Origin of the sequence: Pseudomonas oryzihabitans, from assembly GCF_001518815.1 — a bacterium.
Classification (GTDB): domain Bacteria; phylum Pseudomonadota; class Gammaproteobacteria; order Pseudomonadales; family Pseudomonadaceae; genus Chryseomonas; species Chryseomonas oryzihabitans_E.
The window spans coordinates 4,730,030-4,746,082 of record NZ_CP013987.1; the positions used below are offsets into that span (position 1 = coordinate 4,730,030).

At 65.6% G+C, this 16,053-nt stretch carries 14 protein-coding genes and 2 pseudogenes; 9 read left to right on the forward strand and 7 right to left on the reverse strand.

Features of this window, described 5'->3' with window-relative positions:
* Positions 1-60 precede the first annotated feature (60 nt).
* Both choW and choV read left to right on the forward strand, forming a co-directional pair.
* A complete protein-coding gene (choW, locus tag APT59_RS21530) occupies positions 61-903 on the forward strand; it encodes a choline ABC transporter permease subunit (protein WP_059316705.1) in 843 nt (280 codons plus the stop codon).
* Between the two features lie 3 nt (positions 904-906).
* Positions 907-2,139 carry a choline ABC transporter ATP-binding protein gene (choV, locus tag APT59_RS21535; protein ID WP_059316706.1) on the forward strand — a complete coding sequence of 411 codons (1,233 nt, stop codon included), beginning with the start codon at positions 907-909 and terminating at the stop codon, positions 2,137-2,139.
* A gap of 312 nt (positions 2,140-2,451) precedes the next feature.
* Here the strand turns inward: choV and APT59_RS21540 are convergent, their stop codons facing one another.
* The 6 genes from APT59_RS21540 to glyA form a co-directional block, all read right to left on the reverse strand.
* Positions 2,452-3,309 carry a formyltetrahydrofolate deformylase gene (locus tag APT59_RS21540; protein WP_059316707.1) on the reverse strand — a complete coding sequence of 286 codons (858 nt, stop codon included), beginning with the start codon at positions 3,307-3,309 and terminating at the stop codon, positions 2,452-2,454.
* Positions 3,310-3,409: 100 nt separating this feature from the next.
* A complete protein-coding gene (locus APT59_RS21545) occupies positions 3,410-4,039 on the reverse strand; it encodes a sarcosine oxidase subunit gamma (protein ID WP_059316708.1) in 630 nt (209 codons plus the stop codon).
* Positions 4,040-4,055: 16 nt separating this feature from the next.
* Complete coding sequence (locus APT59_RS21550; RefSeq protein ID WP_059316709.1) at positions 4,056-7,076, reverse strand: sarcosine oxidase subunit alpha; 3,021 nt, start codon at positions 7,074-7,076, stop codon at positions 4,056-4,058.
* Positions 7,073-7,372: a sarcosine oxidase subunit delta gene (locus APT59_RS21555; protein ID WP_059316710.1), complete on the reverse strand. Its 300-nt coding sequence runs from the start codon at positions 7,370-7,372 to the stop codon at positions 7,073-7,075. The genes APT59_RS21550 and APT59_RS21555 overlap by 4 nt, the downstream gene beginning before the upstream one ends.
* 11 nt (positions 7,373-7,383) lie before the next feature.
* Complete coding sequence (locus APT59_RS21560) at positions 7,384-8,634, reverse strand: sarcosine oxidase subunit beta family protein (protein WP_059316711.1); 1,251 nt, start codon at positions 8,632-8,634, stop codon at positions 7,384-7,386.
* A 79-nt stretch (positions 8,635-8,713) separates the two neighbouring features.
* A complete protein-coding gene (glyA, locus tag APT59_RS21565) occupies positions 8,714-9,967 on the reverse strand; it encodes a serine hydroxymethyltransferase (RefSeq protein ID WP_059316712.1) in 1,254 nt (417 codons plus the stop codon).
* A 306-nt stretch (positions 9,968-10,273) separates the two neighbouring features.
* On the opposite strand from glyA, the pseudogene APT59_RS23075 reads away from it, so the two are divergent.
* The 3 genes and pseudogenes from APT59_RS23075 to APT59_RS21575 all read left to right on the forward strand — a co-directional run.
* Positions 10,274-10,906: pseudogene (locus APT59_RS23075) on the forward strand (PAS domain-containing protein); the annotation flags it as partial.
* Positions 10,907-11,065: 159 nt separating this feature from the next.
* Positions 11,066-11,542, forward strand: a pseudogene (locus tag APT59_RS23080) (methyl-accepting chemotaxis protein); the annotation flags it as partial.
* A 92-nt stretch (positions 11,543-11,634) separates the two neighbouring features.
* Positions 11,635-12,063 (forward strand): universal stress protein, encoded by a 429-nt coding sequence (locus tag APT59_RS21575; RefSeq protein WP_059316714.1) that lies wholly within the window; start codon positions 11,635-11,637, stop codon positions 12,061-12,063.
* A gap of 57 nt (positions 12,064-12,120) precedes the next feature.
* Here the strand turns inward: APT59_RS21575 and APT59_RS21580 are convergent, their stop codons facing one another.
* Positions 12,121-12,900, reverse strand: coding sequence for an exodeoxyribonuclease III (locus APT59_RS21580; RefSeq protein WP_007160046.1), 780 nt, complete (start codon positions 12,898-12,900; stop codon positions 12,121-12,123).
* Positions 12,901-12,980: 80 nt separating this feature from the next.
* Here APT59_RS21580 and pyrE point away from each other — a divergent pair, with 80 nt between their 5' ends.
* The 4 genes from pyrE to APT59_RS21600 all read left to right on the forward strand — a co-directional run bounded on the left by pyrE (position 12,981) and on the right by APT59_RS21600 (position 16,049).
* Positions 12,981-13,622 carry an orotate phosphoribosyltransferase gene (gene pyrE, locus APT59_RS21585; protein WP_059316715.1) on the forward strand — a complete coding sequence of 214 codons (642 nt, stop codon included), beginning with the start codon at positions 12,981-12,983 and terminating at the stop codon, positions 13,620-13,622.
* Between the two features lie 25 nt (positions 13,623-13,647).
* On the forward strand, positions 13,648-14,244 hold the full coding sequence (locus APT59_RS21590; protein ID WP_059316716.1) for a hypothetical protein: 597 nt from the start codon (positions 13,648-13,650) through the stop codon (positions 14,242-14,244).
* Positions 14,245-14,516: 272 nt separating this feature from the next.
* Entirely contained in the window at positions 14,517-15,182 is a 666-nt protein-coding gene (locus APT59_RS21595; RefSeq protein ID WP_059316717.1) for a GntR family transcriptional regulator, read from the forward strand.
* 15 nt (positions 15,183-15,197) lie between these two features.
* Positions 15,198-16,049: an urea carboxylase-associated family protein gene (locus tag APT59_RS21600; protein WP_059316718.1), complete on the forward strand. Its 852-nt coding sequence runs from the start codon at positions 15,198-15,200 to the stop codon at positions 16,047-16,049.
* Positions 16,050-16,053 lie beyond the last annotated feature (4 nt).

Below are 16,053 nucleotides of genomic sequence, written 5' to 3' on the forward strand. Positions count from 1 at the left end.
AAGCACGAATCAGCGTTTCTCGTGCTTCGACCTGTCCACTCCTACCTGACGGGCACCGTTATGTTAATAACAGACCACAAACTCCCTCTCGGTCAGCAGATCGCCGACTTCATCGACTGGTTGACGCTGCATGGCGCCAGCGTCTTCGACAAGATCTCCGATGTGCTGTCCGGCCTTATCCATGGCCTCACCGCCGGCCTGATGTGGTTCAACCCGCTGGCCTTCATCGCGCTGGTGGCGGTGGGCGTCTATCTGCTGCAACGCAGCATCGGCCTGGTGATCTTCGCCCTCATCTCCCTGCTGCTGATCCTCAATCTGGGGTACTGGCAGGAAACCATGGAAACCCTGGCCCAGGTGGTCTTCGCCACCCTGGTCTGCATCGCCGTCGGCGTGCCGCTGGGCATCATCGCCGCGCACAAACCCTGGTTCTACACCGGCCTGCGCCCGGTCCTGGACCTGATGCAGACGGTCCCCACCTTCGTCTATCTGATTCCGACCCTGACTCTGTTCGGCCTGGGCGTAGTGCCCGGACTGATCTCCACGGTGGTATTCGCCGTGGCCGCGCCGATCCGCCTGACCTGCCTGGGCATCCAGGACGTTCCCGCCGAGCTGATGGACGCCGGCAAGGCCTTCGGCTGCTCGCGCTGGCAGCTGCTGACCCGCATCGAACTGCCCCACGCCATGCCCAGCATCGGCGCCGGTATCACCCAGTGCATCATGCTGTCGCTGTCCATGGTGGTGATCGCTGCCCTGGTGGGCGCCGACGGCCTCGGCAAGCCAGTGGTGAACGCCCTCAACACCGCGGACATCGCCCTGGGCTTCGAGGCGGGACTGTCCATCGTCCTGATCGCCATCCTGCTCGACCGGGTGTGCAAGCAACCCGCCCCACGCGAGGTTAAATAAGTCATGACCGCCATTCGTTTCGAACATGTCGACGTCATCTTCGGCAAGCAGAACAAGCGCGCCCTGGAAATGCTCGACCAGGGCAAGGGCCGCAGCGATATCCTCCAGGAAACCGGCCAGGTGCTGGGCGTCGAGGACGCCTGCCTGGAGGTCCAGAAGGGCGAGATCTGCGTGCTGATGGGCCTGTCCGGCTCAGGCAAGTCCAGCCTGCTGCGCTGCATCAACGGCCTCAATACCGTGAGTCGCGGCAAGCTGCTGATCGAGCACAAAGGCAGCGAAGTGGACATCGCCAACTGCTCGCCCGCGGTACTCAAGGACATGCGTACCACCCGCATCGCCATGGTGTTCCAGAAGTTCGCCCTGATGCCCTGGCTGACCGTGGCCGAGAACGTCGGCTTCGGTCTTGAGATGCAGGGTCGCTCGGCCGCCGAGCGCAAGAAGCTGGTTGACGAGAAGCTGGAACTGGTCGGCCTGACCCAGTGGCGCAACAAGAAGCCCGACTCCCTCTCCGGCGGCATGCAGCAGCGCGTGGGCCTGGCTCGCGCCCTGGCCATGGATGCCGACATCCTGTTGATGGACGAACCCTTCTCCGCCCTCGACCCGCTCATTCGCCAGCAGCTGCAGGACGAATTGCTGCAGCTGCAGGCCAAGGTCAACAAGACCATCGTCTTCGTCAGTCACGACCTGGACGAAGCCCTCAAGATCGGCACCAACATCGCCATCATGAAGGACGGCCGCATCATCCAGCACGGCCGCCCCGAGGACATCGTGCTCAATCCGGCGGACGAATACGTACGCACCTTCGTCGCCCACACCAATCCGCTCAACGTGCTCAGCGGCTATAGCCTGATGCGTGGCCTGGACAAGTGCGGTCGTGAAGGCAACGAGATCTGCCTGGAGCGCAGCCACGACATCTGGCTGGCCCTGGAAAACCAGACGGTCAAGGCCCTGCGCCGCGGCGGCGAAAGCCTGGCCCTGCAACGCTGGACCCCGGGTATGCCGGTCACCAGCCTGCAGCGTCAACCGACCCTGGCACCGGCCGACATCCGTATGCGCGATGCCCTGGAGATCCGCTACCACACCGGGCACAAGCTGGTACTGGAGACCGATGGCCGTGCCGTGGGCATCCTCGGTGACAAGGAGCTCTACCACGCCTTGCTGGGCAAGAACCTGGAGAAGGCCGGCGAAGACGTCGCCCCGCCCGCCGTGCGCTCCACCCTGTCCCAGGCGGGCTGATCGCCTGCCCCGCCGCCCGCCTCCCCCCTGCGGAGGCGGGTGCGCCCCGCCCTCCTGCTCCCCCCGCCGGCAGAGCCAGCCAGGCTCCCTTCCCGGCCCCCTCTCCTCATCCATAGCTACCTCTCTATCCCGGCCATCACCCAGCCTGACGCTGTTCGTCTGGTACGGCCAAAGGACGCGCGAACGTCTCCGGGCAGCGCCTGATAGGTGCGCTGCCGAGCTGATAGGAAAGATGATCGAGGTGGCGCAGGCCAGGCAGGCTGCGAACGCCTTGGCGATCTCGCAGCCTGCCAGGAGGGATAGCGAGAAGGGTTAGAGCACCACCGTCCGCCCGGCATTGAGGAAGACGCGGCGCTCCAGGTGATAGCCCACCCCGCGCGCCAGGGTCAGGCACTCGATGTCACGGCCGCGGGCCACCAGGTCCTCGGCATAGTGGGCATGGTCCACGGACTCGACGCCCTGGGCGATGATGGGGCCCTCATCGAGGTCGTTGTTGATGTAGTGCGCGGTGGCGCCCACCAGCTTGACGCCCTTGGCGTAGGCCTGGTGATAGGGCCGCGCGCCCTTGAAGCCCGGCAGCAGGGAGTGGTGGATGTTGATCGCCCAGCCATCGAGGCGGCGGCAGAGTTCGGGCGACAGCACCTGCATGTAGCGGGCGAGGATCACCAGTTCCGCACCGGTTTCCTGCAGCACCTGCCAGACCTTGGCCTCCTGGGCCGGCTTGTCCTGGGGATCCAGGGGGAAATGGTGATAGGGAATGCCGTGCCAGGCCGCCAGGGGCTCCAGGTCGGGGTGGTTGGAGATCACCGCCACCACGTCCATGGGCAACTGGCCGATGCGCTGGCGATAGAGCAGGTCGTTCAGGCAGTGGTCCGCCTTGGAGACCATGATGGCGACCTTGGCCCGATAGGCCGGCGGGGTCAGCTCGAAGGTCATGTCGAAGGGGGTGAAGCGCAGGTCGAGGCCGACGCGGAACAGCCCCTCGTTGAAATCGCCGGGCACCTGGAATTCCACCCGGATGAAGAAGCGTTGGGCTTCGCGATCATCGAAGCTGTGGTGCTGGGTGACATAGCAGCCCTGCTCGAAGAGATAGCGAGTGACCACGTCCACGGTGCCGAGGCGACTCGGGCTCTGGGCGGTGAGAATCCAGGTATCGGGCGTGCGGCTCATGTTGAATTCCTTTGCATAGAGATGAAGCCAAAACCACAAAACCCGACCTGCGCGTCACGCAGGTCGGGTTCGCTAGAACGGGACTGAACGTAGGCCGTGATCAGGCCTCGATGCGCAGTCCGTACTCGGCACTCGCGTCCTGCAGCCACAGCCAGACGTAGTCGGCGAAGCTCCGGCGCACCACCAGCTCCCAGGTGTCCTCCGCGGTGTGGCGGATGATCAGCTGGGACTTGGCGAATACCGTCCCCACTGCCTTGCCTACCGGGAAGTTGTCCGGATGGACATCGTAGGACGTGGACTTCATCAGCACTTCACGCACCTTGGGTCCCTTGAGCTCGACCAGCGTCTGGCCGCCACCGACGTTGACGATGGCGACGTGGCGCTCGCCCAGGGCCTGGCGCAGCGCCTGCTCGGTGGCGAATTCGCTGCCACCGGGCACGACCAGCAGCCATTCGTCCGGACCGAGCCACTGCAGCGAGCTCTCGCCCTTCTGGGTGATCGCCAGCGGACCGGGCACTTCCAGGCCGACCACGCTCTGCACGGCGCCGGTGAAGCCTTCGTCATGGGCATCGCCACGGAGCACCAGGTGACCTAGCAGGGCCCGCTCGCGCAGGGTTACCCCGGCGGTGGCCGGGCCCCGTCCGGCGAGCTTGCTCAGCTCGGCATGGAACAGCGGGGATTCGGCGCGCGCCTTGGCGGAGTATTGGTCGTACACATTGATGTTGTTCATGGGGGCGCTATCCTCGTTAGGCGACGTTCTGCCGCTCACCCTTGGGGTCGTAGAACACCGGCGAGACGATCTCGGCAGCGATGTAGCGGCCGTCGGCCAGCGGGGCGTAGACGGTCTGCCCCATGCGGCCCAGACCACCCTTGACCATGGCCATGGCGAAGCCGTAGCCCAGGGTCGCGCTGTAGTAGCTGGAGGTCACGTGGCCCACCATGTCCATGGGGATCGGCTGGTTGCGTTCGAACACCAGCTGCGTACCCTCCGGCAGGACATCGCGTGCATCCAGCGGCTTGAGGCCGACCAGTTGCTTGCGATTCTCGCGGACGCAGTCCTGGCGATGCATGCCGCGCTTGCCAACGAAGGAGAAGCTCTTGTTCAGGCTGACCGCCCAGCCCATGCCCAGGTCCTGCGGCGTGACCGAACCGTCGGTATCCTGGCCGATGATGATGAAGCCCTTCTCCGCCCGCAGTACGTGCATGGTCTCGGTGCCGTAGGGGGTGAGGTCGAACTCCTTGCCCGCGGCGACCACCTGCTCCAGTACGCCCATGGCGTAGTTGGCCGGCACGTTGATCTCGTAGGACAGTTCACCGGTGAAGGAGATACGGAACACCCGTGCCGGCACCCCACCCACCTGGCCTTCCTTCCAGGCCATGAAGGGGAAGGCGGCGTTGTCCAGATCGATGTCGGTCAGCTTGGCCAACAGCTTGCGGCTGTTGGGACCGGACAGCGTCAGGGTCGCCCAATGGTCGGTGACCGAGGTGAAGTACACCTCCAGCTCCGGCCATTCGGTCTGGTGGTAGAGCTCCAGCCATTCGAAGACGCGTGCGGCGCCGCCGGTGGTGGTGGTCATCAGGAAGTGGTTGTCGCCGAGACAGGCGGTGACGCCGTCGTCGAAGACCATGCCGTCTTCCTTGCACATCAGGCCGTAACGGGCCTTGCCGATGTCCAGCTTGGTCCAGGCGTTGGTGTAGACGCGATTGAGGAACTCGCGCGCATCCTTGCCCTGGATGTCGATCTTGCCCAGGGTGGAGGCGTCGAGCAGACCGACGCTACGGCGCACGGCCAGGCACTCGCGGTTGACCGCGGCATGCAGGTCCTCGCCCGCCTTGGGGAAGTACCAGGGACGCTTCCACTGGCCGACGTCCTCGAACAGGGCGCCCTGCTTGAGGTGCCAGGCGTGCAGCGCGGTGTAGCGCTTGGGCTCGAACAGGTGGCCGCAATGCCGTCCGGCGATGGCGCCGAAGGTGATGGGCGTGTAGTTCGGGCGGAACATGGTGGTGCCGACTTCCGGGATGGCCTTGCTCTGCACGCGGGCGGCGATGGCCAGGCCGTTGATGTTGCCCAGCTTGCCCTGGTCGGTACCGAAGCCCATGGCGGTGTAGCGCTTGACGTGCTCGATGGACTCGAAGCCCTCGCGGCAGGCCAGCTCGATACCAGCGGCGGTCACGTCGTTCTGCAGGTCGACGAACTGCTTGGGAGCCCGCGACGACGGCTTGTCGTGGGGCACCTGGAACAGCGCCAGACTCGGCTCTTCCTGGCGGAATTCGGCCTGGGGCAGTTCACCACTGACGACCTTGGCACCCGCTTCAGCCGCCGCGGTAGCGCCGGCCTCGAAACCATCGGCGAGGACGTCACCCAGGGCGAAGACCCCGTTCACCCCACCGGCGCAGACACGCTTCTGCGGGGCCGGGCCGGGTACGAAGGCCTGGATGTCATCGCGCCACAGCGGACGACCGCCCAGGTGCGAGGCCAGGTGGACCACCGGGCTGTAGCCGCCGGAGGTGGCGATCAGGTCGCAGTCGAGCCACTCGCCGCCACCCAGGGTACGGAAGGCAGTCAGGTCGATGGTGGCGATCTTGGCGCCGGTCACGCGGGTGTTGCCGCGGGCTTCGCTCACGGCCGTTCCGCCCATGACGCGCACGCCACGCTTGCGCACTTCCTCGACCCAGGCACCGCGCGGATTGGGACGCGCGTCGGCCACGGCCACCACCTGGCGACCGGCTTCGAGCCAGTCCAGCGCCACGCGGTAGGCATAATCGTTGTTGGTGGACAGCACCAGCCGCTGGCCCGGGGCCACGGCATAGCGGCGGATGTAGGTGGAGACGGCGCCGGCCACCATGTTGCCCGGCAGGTCGTTGTTGCCGTACACCAGCGGCCGCTCGTGGGCGCCGGTCGCCAGTACCACGCGAGTGGCGCGGACACGGTGCAAGCGCTGACGCACCTGGCCATGGGGCGCGCGATCACCCAGGTGATCGGTCAGCCGCTCGTGAATGGTGAGGAAGTTGTGGTCGTGATAGCCGTTGACCGTGGCACGCGGCAGCAGCACCACGTTGTCCAGGCCCTGCAGTTCGGCGACCGCCTTGGCCGCCCAGTCGGCAGCCGGGGCGCCGTCGAGACGCTCGCGGCTGTCCAGCAGGCTGCCACCGAATTCTTCCTGCTCGTCGGCCAGGATCACCCGGGCACCGCTACGACCGGCGGCCAGGGCCGCAGCCAGACCGGCGGCGCCACCGCCCACCACCAGCACATCGCAGTGCTGGTTGAAGTTGTCATAGGTGTCGGGATCGACCTGGGTCGGCGCACGCCCGAGGCCAGCGGCCTTGCGGATGTACTTCTCGTAGGTCATCCACAGGTTCTGCGGATACATGAAGGTCTTGTAGTAGAACCCGGGCGGCATCATCTTGCCGCCGACCTTGCCGAGAATGCCCATGAGGTCGTTGTTGACGCTCGGCCAGCCATTGGTGCTGGCGGAAACCAGACCCTGGTACAGCGCCTGCTGGGTCGCCCGCACGTTGGGCACCTGGGTGGCCTCGGTGGCGCCGATCTGCATGATGGCGTTGGGCTCTTCGGCACCGGCGGCGACGATGCCGCGGGGGCGGGAGTACTTGAAGCTGCGACCGATCACGTCCACGCCGTTGGCCAGCAGTGCCGAGGCCAGGGTGTCACCCTTGAAGCCCTGGTAGGTCTGACCGTTGAAGGTGAAGGTGATGGCCTGGCTGCGGTCCAGGCGACCGCCCTGGGTGAGTCGATGGACCTGGCTCATTTGCGCTCTCCTCGCTCGGCGGTGAAGCGGGGCTGCTCGCCGATCGGATAGGTTTCGAGAATTTCGTAGGTCTCGGTGTTACGGGTCGCGTTGAAGTACTGGCGGCAACCCGACGCGTGGACCCACAGCTCGTGACGCAGACCGCGCGGATTGTCGCGGAAGAACATGTAATCGCCCCACTCCGCGTCGCTGCAGGCCTCGGGATCCAGCGGACGCGGGATGTGCGCCTCGCCAGCGGCGTGGAATTCTTCTTCGGAGCGCAATTCCCCGCAGTGGGGGCAATGGATGTACAACATGCTCGGGCTCCTTAGTGCGCGACGGCCGCTGCGCCGTGTTCGTCGATCAGCGCGCCAGTGTGGAAACGGTCGATGGAGAAAGGCTTGGCCAGCGGATGCATCTCGCCGGAGGCCAGGGACGCCGCGAAGACGTTGCCCGAGCCGGGAGTGGCCTTGAAGCCGCCGGTACCCCAACCGCAGTTGAAGAACAGGTTTTCCACCGGGGTCTTGGAAATGATCGGGCAGGCATCCGGCGAGGTGTCGACGATGCCGCCCCACTGACGGTTCATGCGTACCCGCGAGAGGATCGGGAACATCTCGACGATGGCCTGCAGGGTATGCTCGATCACCGGGTAGGAGCCGCGCTGGCCGTAGCCGACCCAGCTGTCGATACCGGCGCCGATCACCAGGTCGCCCTTGTCGGACTGGCTGATGTAGCCGTGTACCGCGTTGGACATGATGACGCTGTCGATGATGGGCTTGATCGGTTCGGAGACCAGCGCCTGCAGCGGGTGGGATTCCAGCGGCAGGCGGAAGCCCGCGAGCTTGGCCATGTGCCCGGAGTTGCCCGCGGTGACCACGCCGACGCGCCGGGCGCCGATGAAGCCGCGATTGGTTTCCACGCCGATCACCTTGCCGTCCTGCTTGCGGAAGCCAGTGACTTCGGTCTGCTGGATCAGGTCCACGCCCAGGGCGTCGGCGGCGCGGGCGAAGCCCCAGGCCACGGCGTCGTGACGGGCCACACCACCACGACGCTGCACGGTGGCACCGAAGATCGGGTAGCGGGTGTTCTTGCTGCAGTCCAGGTAGGGAATCTCCTCGGCCACCTGGCGGGTGTCGAGCAGCTCGCCGTCCACGCCATTGAGGCGGTTGGCACTGACCCGGCGCTCGGAATCGCGCATGTCCTGCAGGGTATGGCAGAGGTTGTAGACGCCGCGCTGGGAGAACATGACGTTGTAGTTCAGGTCCTGGGACAGGCCTTCCCACAGCTTCATGGCGTGCTCATAGAGGTGCGCCGACTCGTCCCACAGATAGTTGGAGCGAACGATGGTGGTGTTGCGTGCGGTGTTGCCGCCGCCCAGCCAGCCTTTCTCGATCACCGCGACGTTCTTCACGCCGAATTGCTTGGCGAGGTAATAGGCGGTAGCCAGACCGTGACCGCCACCGCCGACGATGACCACGTCGTATGCCGGCTTGGGCGTCGGAGTGCGCCACATCCGCTGCCAGTTCTCGTGATGGCTCAGGGAGTGCTTGAAGAGGCCGAAGCCGGAATAGCGTTGCATCTGGAGACTCCTGCAGACGACGCCCCTTTCCGCTAAGAGGGAAAGGGGTTGGATAGGGGTTGCGTCAGGATTGCAGCGATTAGCGGTAAACCGGATAGTCGCGGCACAGCGCAGCCACCTGGCGCGCCACCTGGGCTTCCACATCGGCATCGCCGAGGTGGTCGAGGATGTCGCAGATCCAGCCGGCGACGCGCTCGCTTTCGCTGACGCCCAGACCACGGGTGGTCAGGGCCGGGGTGCCGATGCGCAGACCCGAGGTCACGAAGGGCGACTGGGGATCGTTGGGCACGGCGTTCTTGTTCACGGTGATGCAGGCGCGACCCAGGGCGGCGTCCGCGTCCTTGCCGGTGATGCCCTGCTTGATCAGGCTGACCAGGAACAGGTGGTTATCGGTACCGCCGGACACCACGTCGAAGCCGCGTGCCTTGAACACGCCGGCCATGGCCTGGGCGTTCTTGATCACCTGCTGCTGGTAGGTCTTGAAGCCCGGCTCCAGGGCTTCCTTGAAGCACACGGCCTTGCCGGCGATGACGTGCATCAGCGGGCCACCCTGGGCACCCGGGAACACCGCGGCGCTGAGCTTCTTCTCGATGTCGGCGTTGGCCTTGCACAGGATCAGGCCGCCACGGGGGCCGCGCAGGGTCTTGTGGGTGGTGGTGGTCACCACGTCGGCGAAGGGCACCGGGTTCGGATAGACACCGGCAGCGACCAGACCGGCCACGTGGGCCATGTCGACGAACAGCAGGGCGCCCACGCTATCGGCGATGTCGCGGAAGCGCTGGAAGTCCAGGGTCTTGGAGTAGGCGGAGAAGCCCGCCACGATCATCTTGGGCTTGTGCTCTTCGGCCAGACGCTGGATCTCGTCATAGTCGATCAGCCCGGTGTCGGTGTTGATGCCGTACTGCACCGCGTTGTACAGCTTGCCGGAGGAGCTGACCTTGGCGCCGTGGGTCAGGTGACCGCCATGGGCCAGGCTCATGCCCAGGATGGTGTCGCCGGGTTGCAGCAGTGCCAGGTAGACGGCCGAGTTGGCCTGGGAGCCGGAGTGCGGCTGGACGTTGGCGTAGTCGGCGCCGAACAGCTGCTTGGCGCGCTCGATGGCCAGCTGCTCGACCTTGTCGACGTGCTCGCAGCCACCGTAGTAACGCTTGCCCGGATAGCCTTCGGCGTACTTGTTGGTCAGCACGCTGCCCTGGGCTTCCATGACGCGCTGGCTGGTGTAGTTTTCGGATGCGATCAGTTCCAGGTGATGCTCCTGGCGCCGCGCTTCCTCGCCCATGGCGGCGAACAACGCATCATCGTAGCCCTGGATTTGGTCCTGCTTGCTGAACATCGCGGCGCTCCTAAAGTCTGTGGCGGTGAAAACCACCCCCTTGGCCGCGATGGTAGGCCCGGCCCCAGACCCCAAGATGCCTGTTTACGCCCCGGGCCGGCGCGTTTGCGACAGCCGTCCAGACGCCGTGTTCCACCGCTCGCCGGGTCCCGTCAAGTCGGCTCGCTTGGAGCCGATAGGCTGGCTACGTCTTTATCCCAGCCAGCGAGTTCTGCCATGTTCAATGCGCATCTAAAGAAGACCATCGCTCGGCTGGAAGCCGAGGCGAACGCCAACCAGGGCCTGACCCAGGCACTGGAGCGTTCCATGGCGGTGATCGAGTTCGATCTCGACGGCGTGATCCTGCGCGCCAACGACAACTTCCTCCGACTGACCGGCTACCGGGCCGACGTCCTGATCGGCCAGCATCATCGTCGCCTCTGCCCTCCCGCCGTGGTCCAGAGCCGCGACTACGGCGATTTCTGGGCCCGCCTGAAGCGCGGCGAGTACGTCTCCGGCGCCTTCCAGCGTCTCGACGCCCAGGGCCGTACCCTCTGGCTCGAAGCCAGCTACAACCCGGTCCCCGACGGCAACGGCAAGATCGCCAGGGTGGTGAAATACGCCCTCGACGTCACCGAGCAGGTCGAGCGCGACAGCGAAGCCCAGAGCAAGCTCAAGGCCCTGGACCGCGCCATGGCCCGGATCGAATTCGACCTGGACGGGCGCATCCTGACCGCCAACGACAACTTCCTGGCCACCCTGGGCTACAGCCTGAAGGAGCTCCAGGGCCAGCATCACCGCCTGTTCTGTGAGCCCGACCTGGTCAACAGCAACGAATACGGCGACTTCTGGCGTCGCCTCAACGCCGGCGAATTCTTCCGCGGCCAGTTCAAGCGCCTGGGCAAGCACGGCCGGGTGATCTGGCTTGAAGCGAGTTACAACCCCGTGTACGACGCCACCGGCCGGCTATATAAGGTGGTCAAGTACGCCAGTGACATCAGCGAGCGGGTGGAAAAGCACGAAAGCGACGGCCGCAGCGCCTCGCGGGCCTATCACATCTCCGCGGAGACCGAAAAAGTCGCCGAGCAGGGCACCCGGATCATCCAGGCCGCGGCAGGCGAGATGCGCGAGATCGCGCAGAACGTCAGCCAGTCCGCCGAGGTGATCGGCCAGCTGGGCCAGCGCTCCGAGCAGATCACCGCCATCGTCAACACCATCCGCGGCATCGCCGACCAGACCAACCTGCTGGCGCTCAACGCGGCCATCGAGGCCGCCCGCGCCGGCGATCAGGGCCGCGGCTTCGCCGTGGTCGCCGACGAGGTCCGCCAGCTGGCGGGGCGTACCAGCAGCGCCACGGCGGAAATCGCCGAGATGATCGGTCGAATCCTCAGCGAAACCCAGCAGGCCGTCGCCAGCATGGAAAGCACCCAGGGCCGGGCGGTCAAGGGCGTCGAGCTCGCGGATCAGGCCGGTGCGGTGATCGTGCAGATTCGTGATGGTGCCAGTGAGGCCGTGGACGCCGTGAGCATGTTCGCCAGCAAGCTGGACGAATCCGAGGTGGTGTCCAAGACCGCTCGCAACGGGGTGGGTCGCTGATGTCGCCGGCGCTAGGAGCGCTTGATCCGGATCAAGCGCTCCTAGCGTCGGCGGTCTAGCATGAAGGCATACCCCTTTCGTGGAGATGCCCCATGCACAATGTCCTGGTCGCCTACGACGGTTCACCCAGCGCCGACAACGCCCTGCGCTACGTCCTTGATCTAGTGAAGGCCGGCCTGTCGCTGGACCTGCACCTGCTCAATGTCCAGAACGAGCCAGAAATCTACGGCGCGCCCTTCGATGACCGCATCCTGCGCGAATGGCGGGGCAGCCTGCAGGACAAGGCCGAAGACATCCTGGTCAGGGCGCGCCCGGCCCTGCTGGAAGCCGGTATCGAGGCCCAGACCCATGTGGGCTTCGGCAGCATCGCCGAGACCATCGGCGAAACGGCACGGCGACTGGAGGTGGACACCGTGGTGATGGGCACCCGCGGCCTGGGTTCGCTCAGCGGCCTGCTGCTCGGCTCGGTGGCCCACCGCGTGGTGCACCAGGTACCGCTGCCGGTGATCCTGGTGAAATAGGCACCCAACAAAAAACCAGCCCGTGGGCTGGTTTTTTCGTTTCAGGCACCGGGCGGATCAGATGCTCAGCGTCCAGTCATAGTCGACGATCAGCGGCGCGTGCTCGGAGAAGCGTGGTTGCCGCGGCAGCCGAGCCGAGCGCACGAAGCGGCGCAGCCCCGGAGTGAGGATGTTGTAGTCGAAGCGCCAGCCCAGATTCAGGTGCTCGGCCTGGTCGCTATCGGGCCACCAGCTGAACTGGTCGCCTTCGCGGCTCACTTCGCGCAGGGCATCCACATAGCCCATGTTGCCGATCACCTCGTCCATCCAGGCCCGCTCGGGGGCGAGGAAGCCAGGGATCTGCTGGCAGTCGCGCCAGTTCTTCACGTCCTGCTTCTGATGCGCCACATACAGCGAGCCGCAATAGATGTACTCGCGGCGCTTGCGGCGCTGCTTGTTCAGGTAGTGGGTGAAGTCGTCCATGAACTTGAATTTCATGTTCAGATCCTCATCACCACGCTTACCCGAGGGCAACAGCAGGCTGGCGATGCTGACCTTGTCGAAGTCCGCCTGCAGATAGCGGCCGAAGCGATCGCAGGACTCGAAGCCCAGGCCGCTGATCACCGCTTTCGGCTGGACCCGGGTATAGAGCGCGACCCCGCCCTGGGACGGCACTTCGGCGTCGCAGGCATAGAGGATGTAACCCTCCAGCGCATAGGCCGGATCGTCCATGTCATAAGAAGAGGCGCGGGTATCCTGCAAGCAGATCACGTCGGCATTCTGCGCCTTAAGCCAGGGCAACAGGCCCCGCTCCACAGCGTCCTGAATACCATTGACGTTCAAGCTGATGATCCGCATAAATGGCCCCCAAAAAATCGTGGATGTATGATACCCGAGCTAAACCGGTTTAGCTAAATACAAGCCGCGCAAGGACTTATATGCAGGCGTATCAGCGTAATTTCATTCGTTTCGCCATCGAGCGCGGAGTTCTGCGTTTTGGCGAATTCACTCTGAAATCGGGACGCGTCAGCCCCTATTTCTTCAACGCAGGCCTGTTCCACAGCGGTTCGGCGCTGGCCCACCTCGGGCGCTGCTATGCCGATGCGCTGGTCGCGGCCAACCTGCCCTTCGATGTGCTCTTCGGCCCGGCCTACAAAGGCATCCCCCTGGCAGCCGCCACGGCGGTGGCCCTGGTCGAGCACCACGGCCGCGACACGCCCTGGTGCTTCAACCGCAAGGAAGCCAAGGATCACGGCGAAGGCGGCCTGCTGGTGGGCGCACCCTTGACCGGCCGGGCGCTGATCATCGACGACGTCATCACCGCCGGCACCGCCATCCGCGAGGTCATGCAGATCATCGAGGCGCAGGGCGCCAGCGCGGCCGGTGTACTCATCGCCCTGGACCGCCAGGAACGCGGGCGCGGCGAGCTGTCGGCCATCCAGGAAGTCGAGCGTGACTATGGCATCCCGGTGCTGAGTATCGTGGCTCTGGATCAGGTGCTCGAATACCTGGCCGAGGACGCCGAGCTCAAGCGTCACCTGCCCGCCGTCCAGGACTATCGCGCTCAATACGGCATCTAGCCGCCAGCCCCCAGGAGAGACGGTCATGCTCGTACGTCGCGCCGCTGCCAGCCTGTTGCTCATCGCCCTGCCGCTGGCCGGCCAGGCGGCCGAGCTGTATCGCTATCTGGACCGTAACGGCACCCTGGTCATCGATCGCCAGGGTGTGCCACCGGAGTACGCTGGCAAGGGCTACGACGTCCTCAACGAACAGGGCCGGGTGATCCGCAAGGTCGCCCCGGCCCTGCCCGCCGCGGAACTCGACCGCCAGGCGCAAGCGCGCCAGCAGGCGCTGGTCGACGGCCAACTGCGCAAGCTCTACAGCAATGTCGAGGATGTCGACCGCGCCAAGGCGCGCAAGCTGGCGGAGCTGGATGGCCTGATGCAGATCAAGAAGGCCACCCTGGACTCCGTGCGCCAGCAGCAGAGCCAACTGATGGAGCAGGCGGCGGTGTACCAGCGCAATGGCCAGGCACTCCCTGCGGACCTGCAGGCCCGCCTCGACGCCATGGCAGCCGATCAGATCCGCCTGCGGGCCGATCTGCAGCGCTACGCCGAGCTGCGCATCACTACCAGCGCCGCCTTCGATGCCGATCGTGCGCGCATGCAGCGGCTGGAAGCGACCCAGGACACGGACCAGTAAGTCGGCTGACGCCACTTCACCGACGATCCCTCGACCTTCCCGTGACGGCGCCCGTTCGCTCACGTGGTAATGGCTGTGCGCTCTCCACTCAGCGGCCCCTTCCCCTCCATCGCCTGCCCAGCGATACCGCTAGCTCCTCCTGTCTTGGCACACAGTGTGCAGTCTCGACCTCAGCCTATTGTTGAACAATCGGATGCACGCCTGGTGATGGTTGGAAACGGCTCAGCGTTGGACTGAGACCGATACCGTCACGGGTTGGTGAGGAGCCCGCCATGAATGGCAAAGACGCGAGCGGACTACCGCTAGGGATTCAGCTGCTCCAGGAGATGCGCGAAGACATCATCGGCGGCCGCCTGCTGCCCGGTACGGCGCTGGTCGAGAGCGAGCTGGTGCGGGCCTACAACGCCTCGCGCAACACCATCCGCGAAGCCCTGCACCAGCTGGATCGCGAGGGCCTGGCCACCTATGTGCGCCACAAGGGCGTGATGGTGCGCCGCCTGGGCCTGGCCGAGGTACGCGACATCTTTCAGGTGCGCCGTACCCTGGAGGTGCAGGCCATCCTCTCCAGCCGACCGCTGCGCGAGTACCAGTCCGATCGCATGCTGGACGCGCTGGAGGCCGCCGACCTGGCGCAGTCGCGCGAAGACTGGCGCGCCTTCGGTACCCACGGCCTGCATTTCCATCAGCACATCGTCGGCCTGCTGGGCAGTCCGCTGTTCGATGAATTCTTCGCCAACGTCGCCGCGCAGATGCGCCTGCTGTTTTCCATCGCTCCCGACGAAGAACACTTCCAGCGCCCCTGGCTGGCGCGCGACCGCCAGATCCATGACCTGCTCGGCGCCGGTCGCCTGCAGGCGGCGGCGGAGGCCATGGCCAGCTATCTCGACGATTCCGAAAACCGGCTGCTGGACCTGCTCAGCGCCGCCAAGCCGCACTGACCGAGGAGACCGCCCATGTACAAGGACTACCCCGCCGCCTACCAGGCCACCCAGGGTTCCGCCCTGCAGGTCGATCAGGCCTTCTATGATCGCCTGCGCGAAAGGAAGGAAGCGCGCACCCTGATCGAGCAGTTCGAGATCCCGATCCGCACCGGCCGCGCCTGGAAGGTGCCGGCGGGCCATCTGTTCTGCGTCACCACTCCGCACGGTCCCCAGGTCGGCGACTTCAACGTCTGGAACGCCGAGGACCCACGCGAGCGGATGTGGGCCGCGCGCACCCGGCAACTGCAGGGTGCCCATGTCAGCACCTACGATCGTCTCTGGTCGAACCTGCCCTTCCTGCGCCCCCTGCTGACCATCACCGACGACAGCCTGGCTGGTTATGGCATCGACGAACACGGCGGCCGCCTGCATGACCTGCTGGGCACCCGCTGCGATCCCTACGTCAACAAGATGCTCACCGGCGAGGACTTCCACCACCACTGCCACTCGAATCTGACCCGCGCGGTGCTGCCCCATGGCCTCACCGAATTCGACGTGCACGACGTGCTGAACATCTTCCAGTGCACCGGCCTGAATCACGACGACCTGTACTTCATGAAGGCCTGTCCGGCCAAGCCCGGCGACTACCTGGAGTTCTTCGCCGAGATCGACGTGCTCTGCGCCCTGTCCACCTGCCCGGGTGGCGATCTGTCCCTGGCGATGTGGGGGCCCGAGGCCGAGGACCCGCTCAAGGTCTGTCGTCCACTGGGGGTGGAGATCTACCGGGTCGAGGAGGCGCTGCTGGAGGGTTGGGAATCACCCAAGCGAGCCGCCTACAACGGCCAGCACGGGCTGACGCTGCCCACGCCCAGCTGGGAGCAGTGAGTCC

Coding starts and splice junctions, on each gene's coding strand:
- APT59_RS21545 (WP_059316708.1), bottom strand. CDS start 4,039: ATGAACAACATCAATGTGTACGACCAATACTCCGCCAAGGCGCGCGCC.
- APT59_RS21590 (WP_059316716.1), top strand. CDS start 13,648: ATGCTCGTACGTCGCGCCGCTGCCAGCCTGTTGCTCATCGCCCTGCCG.
- glyA (WP_059316712.1), bottom strand. CDS start 9,967: ATGTTCAGCAAGCAGGACCAAATCCAGGGCTACGATGATGCGTTGTTC.
- choW (WP_059316705.1), top strand. CDS start 61: ATGTTAATAACAGACCACAAACTCCCTCTCGGTCAGCAGATCGCCGAC.
- APT59_RS21575 (WP_059316714.1), top strand. CDS start 11,635: ATGCACAATGTCCTGGTCGCCTACGACGGTTCACCCAGCGCCGACAAC.
- APT59_RS21560 (WP_059316711.1), bottom strand. CDS start 8,634: ATGCAACGCTATTCCGGCTTCGGCCTCTTCAAGCACTCCCTGAGCCAT.
- APT59_RS21540 (WP_059316707.1), bottom strand. CDS start 3,309: ATGAGCCGCACGCCCGATACCTGGATTCTCACCGCCCAGAGCCCGAGT.
- APT59_RS21555 (WP_059316710.1), bottom strand. CDS start 7,372: ATGTTGTACATCCATTGCCCCCACTGCGGGGAATTGCGCTCCGAAGAA.
- APT59_RS21595 (WP_059316717.1), top strand. CDS start 14,517: ATGAATGGCAAAGACGCGAGCGGACTACCGCTAGGGATTCAGCTGCTC.
- pyrE (WP_059316715.1), top strand. CDS start 12,981: ATGCAGGCGTATCAGCGTAATTTCATTCGTTTCGCCATCGAGCGCGGA.
- APT59_RS21550 (WP_059316709.1), bottom strand. CDS start 7,076: ATGAGCCAGGTCCATCGACTCACCCAGGGCGGTCGCCTGGACCGCAGC.
- APT59_RS21600 (WP_059316718.1), top strand. CDS start 15,198: ATGTACAAGGACTACCCCGCCGCCTACCAGGCCACCCAGGGTTCCGCC.
- choV (WP_059316706.1), top strand. CDS start 907: ATGACCGCCATTCGTTTCGAACATGTCGACGTCATCTTCGGCAAGCAG.
- APT59_RS21580 (WP_007160046.1), bottom strand. CDS start 12,900: ATGCGGATCATCAGCTTGAACGTCAATGGTATTCAGGACGCTGTGGAG.